The 12,619-nt window shown below is 69.6% G+C and carries 15 protein-coding genes; 8 read left to right on the top strand and 7 right to left on the bottom strand.

The window, feature by feature from the left end; genetic code table 11:
- Window positions 1-17: 17 nt before the first annotated feature.
- The 7 genes from PXH83_RS23885 to PXH83_RS23860 all read left to right on the top strand — a co-directional run bounded on the left by PXH83_RS23885 (window position 18) and on the right by PXH83_RS23860 (window position 5,618).
- A complete protein-coding gene (locus PXH83_RS23885; protein WP_274565149.1) occupies window positions 18-932 on the top strand; it encodes a glutamate ABC transporter substrate-binding protein in 915 nt (304 codons plus the stop codon).
- 106 nt (window positions 933-1,038) lie between these two features.
- Entirely contained in the window at window positions 1,039-1,686 is a 648-nt protein-coding gene (locus PXH83_RS23880; RefSeq protein ID WP_274563050.1) for an amino acid ABC transporter permease, read from the top strand.
- Window positions 1,683-2,648 carry an amino acid ABC transporter permease gene (locus PXH83_RS23875; protein ID WP_274563049.1) on the top strand — a complete coding sequence of 322 codons (966 nt, stop codon included), beginning with the start codon at window positions 1,683-1,685 and terminating at the stop codon, window positions 2,646-2,648. The genes PXH83_RS23880 and PXH83_RS23875 overlap by 4 nt, the downstream gene beginning before the upstream one ends.
- Window positions 2,649-2,791: 143 nt before the next feature.
- Complete coding sequence (locus tag PXH83_RS23870; RefSeq protein WP_274563047.1) at window positions 2,792-4,465, top strand: FAD-dependent monooxygenase; 1,674 nt, start codon at window positions 2,792-2,794, stop codon at window positions 4,463-4,465.
- Between the two features lie 11 nt (window positions 4,466-4,476).
- Window positions 4,477-4,584: a putative leader peptide gene (locus tag PXH83_RS32550; RefSeq protein WP_420803240.1), complete on the top strand. Its 108-nt coding sequence runs from the start codon at window positions 4,477-4,479 to the stop codon at window positions 4,582-4,584.
- A 105-nt stretch (window positions 4,585-4,689) separates the two neighbouring features.
- Entirely contained in the window at window positions 4,690-5,220 is a 531-nt protein-coding gene (locus PXH83_RS23865; RefSeq protein ID WP_274563046.1) for a cupin domain-containing protein, read from the top strand.
- A complete protein-coding gene (locus PXH83_RS23860; RefSeq protein WP_338054757.1) occupies window positions 5,217-5,618 on the top strand; it encodes a rhodanese-like domain-containing protein in 402 nt (133 codons plus the stop codon). Before PXH83_RS23865 ends, PXH83_RS23860 begins: the two co-directional genes overlap by 4 nt.
- Window positions 5,619-5,891: 273 nt before the next feature.
- Here the strand turns inward: PXH83_RS23860 and recX are convergent, their stop codons facing one another.
- The 4 genes from recX to PXH83_RS23840 all read right to left on the bottom strand — a co-directional run bounded on the left by recX (window position 5,892) and on the right by PXH83_RS23840 (window position 9,527).
- Window positions 5,892-6,488, bottom strand: coding sequence for a recombination regulator RecX (gene recX / locus PXH83_RS23855; protein ID WP_274563044.1), 597 nt, complete (start codon window positions 6,486-6,488; stop codon window positions 5,892-5,894).
- A gap of 3 nt (window positions 6,489-6,491) precedes the next feature.
- Window positions 6,492-7,631, bottom strand: a complete 1,140-nt coding sequence (gene recA, locus PXH83_RS23850; protein WP_274565148.1) for a recombinase RecA — start codon at window positions 7,629-7,631, stop codon at window positions 6,492-6,494.
- A gap of 455 nt (window positions 7,632-8,086) precedes the next feature.
- The gene (locus PXH83_RS23845) at window positions 8,087-9,193 is read right to left on the bottom strand and encodes an AI-2E family transporter (RefSeq protein ID WP_274565147.1); all 1,107 of its coding nucleotides are present in this window, start codon (window positions 9,191-9,193) and stop codon (window positions 8,087-8,089) included.
- Window positions 9,194-9,332: 139 nt separating this feature from the next.
- Window positions 9,333-9,527 carry a DUF3046 domain-containing protein gene (locus PXH83_RS23840; RefSeq protein WP_274563043.1) on the bottom strand — a complete coding sequence of 65 codons (195 nt, stop codon included), beginning with the start codon at window positions 9,525-9,527 and terminating at the stop codon, window positions 9,333-9,335.
- Window positions 9,528-9,606: 79 nt separating this feature from the next.
- Here PXH83_RS23840 and PXH83_RS23835 point away from each other — a divergent pair, with 79 nt between their 5' ends.
- A complete protein-coding gene (locus PXH83_RS23835) occupies window positions 9,607-10,563 on the top strand; it encodes a hypothetical protein (protein ID WP_274563041.1) in 957 nt (318 codons plus the stop codon).
- Window positions 10,564-10,591: 28 nt separating this feature from the next.
- Here the strand turns inward: PXH83_RS23835 and PXH83_RS23830 are convergent, their stop codons facing one another.
- From PXH83_RS23830 to PXH83_RS23820, 3 genes are read right to left on the bottom strand one after another with little or no spacing between them, the layout of a single operon-like run.
- Window positions 10,592-10,900: an AzlD domain-containing protein gene (locus tag PXH83_RS23830; protein WP_274563040.1), complete on the bottom strand. Its 309-nt coding sequence runs from the start codon at window positions 10,898-10,900 to the stop codon at window positions 10,592-10,594.
- Window positions 10,897-11,613 carry an AzlC family ABC transporter permease gene (locus tag PXH83_RS23825; protein WP_274565146.1) on the bottom strand — a complete coding sequence of 239 codons (717 nt, stop codon included), beginning with the start codon at window positions 11,611-11,613 and terminating at the stop codon, window positions 10,897-10,899. The genes PXH83_RS23830 and PXH83_RS23825 overlap by 4 nt, the downstream gene beginning before the upstream one ends.
- Window positions 11,614-11,662: 49 nt before the next feature.
- A complete protein-coding gene (locus tag PXH83_RS23820) occupies window positions 11,663-12,535 on the bottom strand; it encodes an AraC family transcriptional regulator (RefSeq protein ID WP_274563039.1) in 873 nt (290 codons plus the stop codon).
- Window positions 12,536-12,619: the final 84 nt, after the last annotated feature.

Below are 12,619 nucleotides of genomic sequence, written 5' to 3'. Positions count from 1 at the left end.
CAAAAGGGATGTTCACGATGAAGCTCCGCAAGACCGCCGCTGTTGCCATTGCTGTGCTCGCGCTGACCGCGACCGCCTGTGGCGGCGAGTCCGGTACGGCCGGTGACAAGCCGAAGGACCCGACCGGCGGCAAGGACGCCCCCAAGCTGCCGACTTACACGGTCGCCAAGGACGTCAAGCTCGACTCGCCGACCCTCAAGAAGGCCCAGAAGGCCGGCAAGATCACCTTCGGCGCGAAGAACGACCAGCCGTACCTCGGCTTCGAGGACACCGACGGCAAGCGCTCCGGCTTCGACATCGAGATCGCCAAGATGGTCGCCGCCGACCTCGGCTTCTCGGCCGACCAGATCAGCTTCAAGACGGTCGACTCCGGTGTCCGTGAGACGACCATCTCGAAGGGTGACGTCGACCTGTACGTCGGTACGTACACGATCAACGACGAGCGCAAGAAGCAGGTCGGCTTCGCCGGTCCGTACTTCATGGCGGGCGCCGACCTCCTGGTCCGCAAGGACGAGAAGACGATCACCGGACCCGATTCCCTCAAGGGCAAGAAGGTCTGCTCGATCGTCGGCTCCACTCCGCTCCAGGAGATCAAGAAGCCGAAGTACGGCGCGAAGACCACCGAGCTGTCGAAGTACTCCGAGTGCGTGCAGCAGCTCATCAACAACGAGGTCGACGCCGTCACGACCGACGACGCGATCCTCAAGGGCTACGCCGCCCAGCGTCCGACGAAGCTCAAGGTGGTCGGCAAGCCGTTCACCAAGGAGCCGTACGGCATCGGCATGAGCAAGGACGACAAGGTGCTGCGCGAGGCGGTCGTCAAGGCCCTCGAGGCGCACATCAAGAACGGCGACTACAAGAAGGCGTACGACGCGACGCTCGGCCTGTCCGGCTCCGCGTTCACCGAGCCGCCGGCGCTCGAGCGCTACTGATACCGCCGACTTCGGTGGTGACCTACCGGGCCCCGTACGCGCTTGAGGGGAGCGTACGGGGCGCGGTGTCCCCTGCCCGTCCGCTGCCGCCCACGAGGACTTCCCCGTGAATGTATTGCTCGACCACTTGCCGGAGTTCCGTGACGGTTTCATAGGAACCGTGCTGCTGACCGCCGCCAGTGCGCTGCTCGCGATGGTGCTCGGCATCGTGATGGCCGGCTTCCGCGTCTCTCCCGTACCGCCTCTGCGGTTCTTCGGCGCCGCCTGGGTCACGCTCTTCCGCAACACCCCGCTGACGCTGCTGTTCCTCGTCGCCTGGTTCGTGGTGCCCGCCGTCTTCGGCTCCGGCATGAACCCGTGGACCAAGGCTCTGCTGGCGCTCGGCTTCTACACCTCCGCGTTCGTCTGCGAGGCCGTCAGGTCCGGTGTCAGTACGGTGCCGCTCGGCCAGGCCGAGGCCGCCCGCTCGCTGGGCATGACCTTCTTCCAGACGCTGCGCATGATCGTCCTGCCGCAGGCAACCCGCACCGTGATCCCGCCGCTGAGCAGCATCTTCATCGCCCTGACCAAGAACTCGGCCATCGCGGGCGCCTTCAGCGTCACCGAGCTCTTCGGTGTCCAGAAGCTGCTGAGCGACAAGGGCTTCGCCATCGCCCCCATCTTCCTCTGGGTAGCCCTCGGCTACCTGGTCGTCACCTTCACCATCAGCGGTCTCTTCCGGCTGCTCGAGCGGCGCCTGGAGGTCGCACGATGAGTTCGAGCGTCCTGTACGACGCCCCGGGTCCCAACGCCCGGGTACGCAACCGCATCTACACCGTGGTCGGCTCCCTGCTGGTTCTGGGGCTGATCGGGTTCGCGGTCTTCCGGCTCGCGGACCGGGGTTACTTCGCACCCGAGATGTGGGACATCTTCAACTACGCCGGCGTCCGGACGAAGATCCGCGACGGCATCCTCTCCACCCTTCTGGTCTTCGCGGTGGCGGCGGTGCTGTCGCTGATCCTGGGCGCGCTGCTGGCTGTGGCGCGGCTCTCCGACCACCGCCCGGTGAAGGCGGTGGCCACCGGATTCATCGAACTGTTCCGGGCCATCCCGCTGCTGATCACGATTTACGCGCTGTGGGTCCTGTTCCTCACGTACAAGGACGATCTCGGTTTCATCGGTGAGAGTTCGGCGTACTGGGCGCTGGTCATCGGTCTGACGGTCTACAACGCGTGCGTCCAGGCCGAGGTGCTCAGGGCCGGTGTCAACGCCGTGCCCAAGGGGCAGGTCGAGGCGGCGTACGCGCTGGGTCTGCGCAAGTCGCAGGTCATGACGATGCTGCTCATCCCGCAGGCCGTCCGCTCGATGCTGCCGACGATCATCAGCCAGCTCGTGGTGACCCTCAAGGACACCTCGCTGGGCTACATCATCACGTACGCGGAGCTGCTGTTCGCGGCCCGGATGCTGGCCAACAACACCATCGTCAACGACGAAAACCCGTACGTGCCCGTGGTCATCGTGGTCGGCATCATCTACGTCGCGATGTGCATGGCGCTGTCCTCGCTCGCCACCTGGATCGAGAAGCGCGGCCGCCGTGCCAAGACCGGCATCACGCCGGCCGCGGCCGCCGAACCGCTGGAGGCTCCTGGAGTGCTCGACGCCGGCGGTGGTCCGCTCGGACCGCGCGTCGAGGGCGGGCCCGAAGGGACCGACGGGCCTGTCGGCAAGAAGAACTGACGAAATGTGAGGCAGCGGCCACCGCGCCGCTGCCTCTGTCACTTGACGCACGCACCCGCAGTGGGTTGCATACGTTCTGTGATCGTGCACCGGGTTCCACCTGCCACTTCCCAGATGTCCGTACGGACAGGAGGGGACGCGCCGTGGACCCGGTGATCGTCGTTGGTGCCGGTCCCGTCGGACTGGCACTGTCCCTGGCCCTCGCCGCCCAGGGTGTGCCCTCTGTGGTCCTCGACGAGGGGCCCGGCAAGGAGGAGCCGCGTACCGCCCGTACGGCCGTCCTGCGGCCGGATACGGCGGACCTCGTCGAGCGGCTCGGCTGCACCACTGTCCGTGACGGCGGGGCGCGCTGGGCCGGATGGCGGTCCATGCGGCGCAATCAGGACGTCAGACAGGTGGAATTTGGCGAGGGCGGCGAGCCCTCACCCCTGCATCTGCCACAGCACGACCTGACGCGCGGGCTGCGCGCCGCTGCCGCGGTGCAGGAGCTCGTGCAGATCGTGCCGCAGGGCCGCCTCGACACCATCGAGCAGGACGGCAGCGGCGTCACCGCGCACACCCGCGAGCCCGGGGCGACCTGGTGGCGCGGCAGCTTCCTGGTCGGGTGCGACGGGGCGAGGTCGACGGTGCGCAAGCTCCTCGACATCCGTTTCCCCGGGCGTACGGCGGTGGAACGGCATGCCGTAGCCGCACTGCGTACGGAACTGCCCTGGCCCGACGAAGCGTTGCTGCACCGGCTGCCGCCGTGGCGCACGGGCGGCCAGGAAATCAGTGCCCGTCCCCTGCCGGACGGTGTGTGGCGGCTGGACTGGCTGCTGCCCGCCCGTGGCGAACTCGTCACGCCCGAAGCCCTGGTGACGCGGGTGCGGGACACGCTGGGCGGCTGGTGCGGCGAGACACCTCCGTACGACTTGATCGACACCGGCGTGTACACGCTCCACCACCGGCTGGCCCGCCGCTGGCGCGTGGGCCGGGCGTTCCTCGCCGGGGACGCCGCCCATCTGCTCGGCGCGCTCGGTACGCAGGGGCTCGACGAGGGGCTGCGGGACATCGACAACCTGGCCTGGAAGCTGGCGCAGGCCTGGCACCTGGGCGCGTCGGAAACGCTGCTCGACAGTTACCAGGCGGAGCGGCGCACATCGGTCGCCTCACGCCTGCGCGCCGCCGACCAGGCGCTGCCGATCCTGCGACGGAGCGGAGGCCTGCGAACGTACCTACCGGGTACGGCGCGGGGGCACGACTCCCTGCTGACGGACGGACACCTGGGGCGCGGCGCTCTGGGTGCGCCCCCCGAGTACACACGCTCCCCTCTGGCACCCCCGCACGCCGAAGCGCAGACGCTGGTCGGCACGCCCCTGGGGGCTCCCGTAGCGGATGTACGGGCGACGGCTCCCGACGGCACTACGGTGCGGCTGCGGGACCGGCTGGGGCGCGGGCGACTGCTGGTGACGCTGGTCGCGCCGGGCACGGGCGTATGGGACCGGCGGCACTGGATGACGGCGGGGGTCATGCCCCGGCTGGCCGCGGCGGTGACGGCGCTGCCCGTGCGGGCGGAGCTTCTGGTGACCGAGAGCTACCCGGGGGCGTCGGCGCACACGGTGCTGCTCGTACGGCCCGACGGGCATCTGGTCGCGGCGTTCCACGGGGTGCGGCCCGCCGAGCTGTACGCGGCGGCGGACGCGGCGCGCGGGGGCTCACCGGCGCCGTCGGCACAGGCTCCGCCGCGCACGGGGCTGCCCGAGCAGTCGACGCCCTCCGACCAAATGGACCGAATGGACCAGACCGACCGGACCGACCGGACTGCGGACATCAATTGACCGTCACGGGCGTGCATGGTGTACTCCGGAGCGTGACCGACACCAATGTGCGCCTGTGGCGGAGGGTCCATATGGACCTCGTCCGCTATGCGGGCTGCGTGTGTCGTCCGTCCTGCTGATTCGCCCTTTTCTCCCCGCGCTGTGCCGTGCCGTTTTCCGGCCGCGCGTTCCTGCGAACTGCCTCAGGACGGTCCCCTGTGTCTTCTCCCGTACGTACATCTGCCGTGCCCCGAACCGCGGCCCGAAGTGCGGCCCGAAGTGCGCCACCCTCTGCCGCTGAACTGCTCGAATTCGTGCGCCGTACCGCAGCGGACGCCGCGCTCGTGGCCTCCCTTCCGCTCGATCCCCAGGGGCGCACATGGTCGCGTCTGGAAGGCCCGGGTGGGAGCGAGGCCTGGCTGATCGGCTGGCCGCCCGGCACGGGCACCGGCTGGCACGACCACGGCGGCTCGCAGGGTGCGTTCGCCACTGCGGCGGGCTCACTGCGCGAGGAGTCCCTCGCGGCGCGCATCCCGACGGAGGGCTGGAAAACGCTCGAACTGGCCGACGGGGTGGACCGGGAACGCCACTTGACCGCCGGCCGGGGCCGGGCTTTCGGCGCCCACCACGTGCACCAGGTACTGAACGAGTCGACGGACGAGCACGCCGTCTCGGTGCACGCGTACTACCCGCCGCTGCCGATGATGCGGCGCTACAGCCGTACGGGCGCCGTACTCCGCCTGGAGCACGTCGAGCATCCGGAGGAGTGGCAGTGAGCGGCGAACCTGTAGGCATTGACGAACTCCTGGAGCGGGTCCGCGAGGGCCTCGACCGCATCGGGCCGCAGGAGGCCCACGACGCGGCCGAGGCCGGTGCCCTGCTGGTGGACATCCGGTACGCCGCCCTGCGCGAGCGGGACGGGCTGATTCCGGGCGCGCTGGTCGTCGAGCGCAATGAGCTGGAGTGGCGCCTCGATCCGCGAGGCAGCCACCGGGCCCCGGAGGCAACCAGCCATGATTTGCGGGTCGTGGTGATCTGCAACGAGGGCTACGCATCGAGCCTCGCGGCCGCGTCACTGCGGCAGTTGGGCCTGCGCCGGGCGACGGACCTCGACGGCGGTTTCCAGGCCTGGCGTGCGGCGGGGCTGCCGGTGGCTCCATGGGAGATGCGGTAAGGGGTGCCCTCCCTGGAAGGACACCCCTTACCGCCGTGCGTGGTCACTGCCGGGTTCCTGTGCCATGCGCACGCAATCTCCTGTGCACAAGGTGCTGTGCACTGGAGCGGACCTGCGTCTTCGACCGGGGGTTAGCCCCACCCAGGACCGGCCCCCGGACGCCCTACAGGTGGGTTCTCAAACGCCGGAGAGACTGGACACCTCCAGCCCCCTGGGGCTTCCCTGGACGAAGTTCGGGGAAGATTGAAAAGCAGAAGAGGTCCGCCGCACGCGCTAGAGCGGGTCGTAGCCCAAGTCGTCCGTTTCCTCGCCCTCTTCCTCCAGGGCTCGTCTGACCACCCGCAGGGCCAGGCCCTCGGGATAGCCCTTGCGGGCCAGCATGCCGGCCAGGCGGCGCAGTCGGCGGTCGCGCTCCAGGCCGCGGGTGGAGCGCAGTTTGCGGGCCACGAGCTCCCGGGCTCTCTCTTCCTCCTGGTCGGAGTCGAGCTGCCCGACCGCATCGTCGATCAGGGCCGAGTCCACGCCCTTGGTTCGCAATTCCCGCGCGAGCGCCCGTCGGGCCAGACCGCGGCCGTGGTGGCGGGACTCCACCCAGGCATCCGCGAAAGCCGCGTCGTTGATGAGCCCGACCTCTTCGAAGCGGGACAGCACCTCGTCCGACACGTCTTCGGGGATGCCCCGCTTCTGGAGGGCGTCCGCGAGCTGTTTGCGGGTGCGCGCGGTCCCGGTGAGCAGGCGCAGACAGATCGCCCGCGCCTGCTCAGCCGGATCCTGAGGCGGCAACCCCTTCCCGGCCCTCGACGGGGCGGGGCTGCCGCTGTCCTCTGCGTCCGCGCTTTCGCTTCCCGGCCAGTCCGTTCTCCGGGTCACGATCTAGCTCTTGGCTGCCGCGGCCTTGGCCGTCTTGGCCTTGCTCGCCGGGGCCGGTACGGACTTCGCCTCGTCGGCCGGGGCCGTGGTGCTGACCGCCGCGTCCGCGCCGGGCTCGGCTCCGGGGGCCACCGGCTTGACGCCGACGCCCAGCTTTTCCTTGATCTTCTTCTCGATCTCGTCGGCGAGATCGGGGTTGTCCTTCAGGAAGTTACGGGCGTTCTCCTTGCCCTGGCCCAGCTGGTCGCCCTCGTACGTGTACCAGGCTCCGGCCTTGCGGACGAAGCCGTGCTCCACTCCCATGTCGATCAGGCCACCCTCGCGGCTGATGCCTTGGCCGTAGAGGATGTCGAACTCGGCCTGCTTGAACGGCGGCGCGACCTTGTTTTTGACGACCTTGACGCGGGTGCGGTTGCCGACCGCGTCCGTGCCGTCCTTGAGGGTCTCGATACGGCGGATGTCGAGCCGCACGGAGGCGTAGAACTTCAGCGCCCGGCCACCTGTCGTGGTCTCCGGGGAGCCGAACATCACACCGATCTTCTCGCGGAGCTGGTTGATGAAGATCGCTGTGGTCTGGGACTGGTGCAGCGCGCCAGTGATCTTGCGCAGCGCCTGGCTCATCAGCCGGGCCTGGAGGCCGACGTGCGAGTCGCCCATCTCACCCTCAATCTCCGCGCGCGGCACCAGGGCGGCGACGGAGTCAATGACGATGAGGTCGATGGCGCCCGAGCGGACCAGCATGTCCACGATCTCGAGGGCCTGCTCGCCGGTGTCCGGCTGGGAGAGGATCAGATTGTCCGTGTCGACGCCGAGTGCCTTGGCGTATTCGGGGTCGAGCGCGTGCTCGGCATCCACGAAGGCGACGGTGCCACCGGCCTTCTGCGCGTTGGCCACGGCGTGCAGCGTCAGTGTCGTCTTACCGGAGGATTCCGGTCCGTACACCTCCACCACACGACCGCGCGGCAGTCCGCCGACGCCGAGCGCGATGTCCAGAGCGGTCGACCCGGTGGAGATGACCTCGATGGGGTCGTTCGGCCGGTCGCCGAGGCGCATCACGGCGCCCTTGCCGAATTGCCGTTCAATTTGTGCGAGCGCGGCGTCGAGCGCCTTCTCGCGGTCGGTGCCTGCTGCCATGGGTTCCACCCGATTTGCTTGAGTCGATCGCTTCACGTCAATGACGCTAACCCCTGCCACTGACAATGCGTCCCGGCGGCCGTCTGGCCTGTGGAAAACCCTTGGGGTTTCAGGGCCGGAACCCATGAGAATGGATGTTCGATTTCGGTGTCAAGCGCACCACGCCCACCGGCCCAGGCCTTCGCTCCCACCTATCCTTCGGGTCATGGCCCTCCCCCAGCGCACCGTGACCCTCGCCGTCGGGGCCGGTGTCGCCCTGGTCACGGTCGTCGGAACCCTGGTACGCGACCGGGACGCGTACGAGTCACCCGGCCAGCTCCTGCGCGGCTGGGACCCATCGCCGTCGGATGCTCCGCCCTCCTGTGGCGGCGTCGGTGGCCGGTCCCCGTCGCGGTTGTCACCCTGCTGTGCTGCGCGGCGTACTTCCCGGTCAGCAGCGTCGACCTGCCGGTGCTGCTCCTGGCCTACGGCTCACGGCGCCGCAGACGTGTGAGGAGAGAGGCGCCGCGTCGTGGCGTGCGCCTGCCGTGCACCCGCGGGTCGTCCGTCACGTCGTACCGCTTCACATACGCGCCCAGAAATGCCTGCAGCGTCGCGATCGCCGGAATCGCGATCAGCGCGCCGACAGCGCCCATCAGCGCGGTTCCGGCGACGACCGAGCCGAAGGCCACCGCCGGGTGGATGTCGACGGTCTTGGCGGTCAGCTTCGGCTGCAGCACGTAGTTCTCGAACTGCTGGTAGACCACGACGAATCCGAGTACCCACAGCGCGTACCAGGGGTTGACCGTGAAGGCGATCAGCATCGGCAGGGCGCCGGCCAGATACGTACCGATGGTCGGGATGAACTGCGAGACCAGGCCCACCCACACCGCGAGCGCGGGCGCGTACGGCACGTCGAGGGCTTCCAGCAGGACGTAGTGCGCGACTCCGGAGATGAGCGCCATCAGACCGCGCGAGTAGATGTAGCCGCCCGTCTTGTCGACCGCGATCTCCCAGGCGCGCAGCACCTCGGTCTGGCGGGACGGCGGCAGTACGGAGCACAGGGCGCGGCGCAGTCGCGGCCCGTCGGCGGCGAAGTAGAACGAGAACAGGAAGATAGTCAGCAGCTTGAACAGCCCACCGAGGACGGTCGCCGATACGTCCAGGACACCGGTCGCGCTGTTCTGTACGTACTTCCGCAGCCAGTCGGAGTTCAGCAGGCTGTCCTGGACCTCGACCCGGGAAAGCTCCGTCTGGAAGGTCTCGTTGATCCATCTGATCACCGAGTCGAGGTACTTGGGGAAGTCCTCGACCATCTCGATGATCTGGCCGGCCAGCATCGAGCCGAGCAGCACGACAAAGCCGGCCCCCGCGACCAGCACCCCCATGAAAACCAGGAAGGTGGCCAGCCCGCGGCGCATGCCGCGGGCTGCCATGCGGCCGACGGCCGGCTCGATCGCGAGCGCCAGGAAGAAGGAGATCAGAATGTTGATCAGCAGACCGACGAGCTGGTGGAAGGCCCAGCTGCCGAGCTGGAAGCAGGCGTAGAGGGCGAGGGCGATCACCATGGCCCGCGGCAGCCACCGGGGCATACGAGCCGGGCCGGCGCCCGCCGTGGGGGCCGAGGGCGGGGGCGCGGTCAGGGAAGCTGCGTCCTTGGCGGACTCGTCGGTGGGTGCCACGGGGTAAGTCTGGCCCATGCCTGTGTCATCGGACCGGGCGCCCTGTGCGTCAGCGCTTGTCGGCGGGGATGTTCATCGCGGAACAGACCCCGCGCCACACGTCCCTGGCTTCCCATCCCGCCGCCAGGGCCTGGTGCACGGTGCGGCCGCCGAGTTCGGCCATCACATGGTCACGGGCGAAGGAATCGGCGTACGCCGCACCGAAGTGGTCCGCCATCCGCTCCCAGAAAATCGTCAACCGCATGACTCCAGTATCGCGCCCCTGAGAGTGCAGCCCTGTCCGTAGACCTTGCCGACAGCGCTTTCCGCCCTACGGTCGTCCCATGGCTGGATCTGGAGCATCCCCTCTCGCCCGCGCCGAGCAGTTCATCTGGCTGACGGCCCGCGTGCTGGAACAGCGGCGGTTCGCGTTCCACTTCCTGGACGGCGACGCCGACGCGGTGGAAGCGGCGCTCGCTGCCTATCAGGGCGCGGACGGCGGCTACGGTCACGCGCTCGAACCCGATCTGCGCGGACCGGTCAGCCAGCCGCTGCACACTGTGCATGCGATGCGCGTCCTCGACTCCATCGGCCGCTGCGAGGGCCTGCGGGTGGAGCGGATGTGCCGCTACCTTTCGGACGTCTCGACGAAGGACGGGGCGCTGCCCATCGTGCACCCCTCCCAGCGCGGCCGGCCGACGGCGCCCTTCCTCCCGGTCGTCGACGACCCTCCCAGCGAACTTCTGGCAACGGGACCCGTGGTGGGGCTGCTGCACCGCAGCGAGGTGTGGCATGCCTGGCTCTTCAGGGCCACGGACTTCTGCTGGGCCGCAGTCGACGCCCTGGAGAAGTCTCATCCGTACGAAGTCCAGGCCGCGGTCGCCTTCCTCGACGGAGTGCCCGACCGGGCGCGGGCGGAGGCCGCGGCGGACCGGCTGGGGCGGCTGGTGCGGCAGCAGCGCCTCGCCGTGCTGGATCCGGCGCGGGACGGGGACCGGCGGGTCGCGCCAGGGTACGAGCCGGGGTGCGCGCCGGGCAGGCACGACTTCCCGCACGACTACGTCCGTACGCCCCACTCGCTGGCCCGCCGCTGGTTCACGGACGAGGAGATGGACCGCTCGCTCGACTTCCTCGCGGCCGAGCAGCAGGAGGACGGAGGCTGGCCGATCGTCCCCCATGGAGCCCGGCAGGGGAGGCACCCCCAGCGGGAGTGGGCGCCGGGAACCGCGCTGGAGTCGCGGCCCATCGCGACGCTCGACGCGCTGCTGACGCTGCGGGCTCACGGGCGCCCTATCGGCTGATCCATCGGCCCCCTTCGGCTGCCGAGCTTCAGCCGCCGATCGCCCGTACCCCCGCAGTGACGATCACGGCCGCCCCTACGACGACGAGGAAAGGGGCGCGCAGGACAAGAGCGAGGGCGGCGGCCGCGAGCCCTGCGCCCCTGGCGTCCAGCATCAGCTCCTGGCCGGTGCTGAAGGTCTGCTGGGCGGTGAGCGCCGCCAGCAGGGCGACGGGCAGGAGCGCGGCGAGCCGCTTCACGAGCGGTCGCTCCAGTGCCCCGGCGGGTACCAGCAGACCGAGCAGCTTGACGAGGTAACACCCGACGGCGGTCGCGCCGATCGCGATCCAGACGCTCATCGTGCCTCCTCCGTGACGGTGTTGCGTGTCCTGCGGCCCTGGACGTACAGGACGGCCGGAGCGGCGAGTGCAGCGACCAGCACCGGCACTCCGGCAGGGAGGACCGGCAGCAGCCCGAGGGCCAGGACGACTGCGAGGCCCCCGACAGCCCGCTCCATGGTGGTACGGAGCATGGGCGCGAGGAGGGCGAGGAAGACGGCGGGACTGGCGGCGTCCAGCCCCCACACGTCGGTGTCACCGATCGCCTCCGCACCCAGGCCCCCGAGCAACGTGGTGAGGTTCCACAGCACGTACAGGGACAGTCCGGTGACGGTGAAGCCGAGCCGGGCGCTACGGCGGGTGGGCTGCGCGAGGGTTACGGCAGTGGTCTCGTCGATCACCCAGTGCGCGGCGAAGGGGCGTACAAAGCGCGGGAGGGCAAGCAGCTGGGACAGGCGCAGGCCGTAGAAGGCATTGCGTACGCCCAGGAAGAAGGCGCCGGCTGCCGCGGTGAGGGGATTGCCGCCCGCAGCGAGGGCGCCGACCAGGGCGAACTGCGAGGCGCCGGTGAAGACGAGGAGGCTGAGCGCACACGTCTGGAGGACAGTGAGGCCCGCGCCCGCGGAGGTCACGCCGAAGGCGAAGCCGGAGAGTCCGACGGCGACGCCCACGCCCAGTGCGTCGCGTACGACGGCACTGTCCGGCTTGGGTTCGGGTTCGGGTTCTGCACGTATCCCTGCGGATGTGGATGCGGATGCTGTCTTTTCTGGCACGGCCCGGACACTACGGCCGACCGTCGTCGCCGGTCTTGTACGTTCTTGCACGCTCCCGCTGGTAGGCGCCCGGAGGCACCCCGACGATGCGGGTGAAGTGCCGGTTCAGGTGCGGCTGGTCGGTGAATCCGACTGCGGCCGCGGCCTGGGCGGGCGCGATCCCGGCCTCCAGGAGCCGGCGGGCGGTGCGCACGCGCGCATTGGTGAGCCAGGTGTGCGGCGGCATGCCGTACGCCGCCTTGAAGGCGCGCAGCAGCGAGAAGGGGCCCGTGCCGAGCTCCCGGGCCAGCTGCTCCAGGGACGGCGGCTCGGCCATGCGCTCCTGGAGGAGGCTCTTGGCCAGGGACGCTGTGCGCGCTCCGGTGGCGACCGGCGTACGGGCGGGCAGCGACTGGCCGTGCCGGCGCAGGAGCCGGGCCACTGCGATACGCAGCAGGCTGTCGGCGGCGAGGGCGTTGCCTTCCTCGGCCGCCTGGTGCACCGCGCGGATGAGCTGCGCGGTGTCCGGGTCCTCGACGATGGTCTCGGCGAAACCTGCCGTACCGCGAAGCGTGGTCATCTCCTCGGCGATGCCTGCGATGACGTGCGCCGACGGGTACAGCGTGGCGTACGACCAGCCTTCGGGAACCCCGGCGCGGGCGGAGTGCGGCACCTCCGGGTTGATCATGACTACGGTGCCGGGACGGGCCTGGATCGTGCCCTGCGGCATGATCACGTCCTCGATTCCCCGGAAGACCGCGCCCAGGACGAATCCCTCATGACTGTGGCGCGAGAAAAAATGGCTCACGTAGCGGGCCCGCAGCAGGTCGAGGCCGGGCACGCCCGGGTACTGCCAGTGCCGCGCCCACTCGTCCTTCCCGTCTGCCGCCGCCGAGTCAGCCATGGAGCCATTCTGCTCCCGCCCAAGCACCGCTGACCTGCGCGTCCATGTCCTGGACACCCGTTGTCAGTGGTCGGGTGCACGATG

Source organism: Streptomyces spiramyceticus, from assembly GCF_028807635.1.
GTDB classification, from domain to species: Bacteria; Actinomycetota; Actinomycetes; order Streptomycetales; family Streptomycetaceae; genus Streptomyces; species Streptomyces spiramyceticus.
Note: the sequence above shows the minus strand (reverse complement) of the source record. Positions and strands in the feature narration are given on the sequence as shown.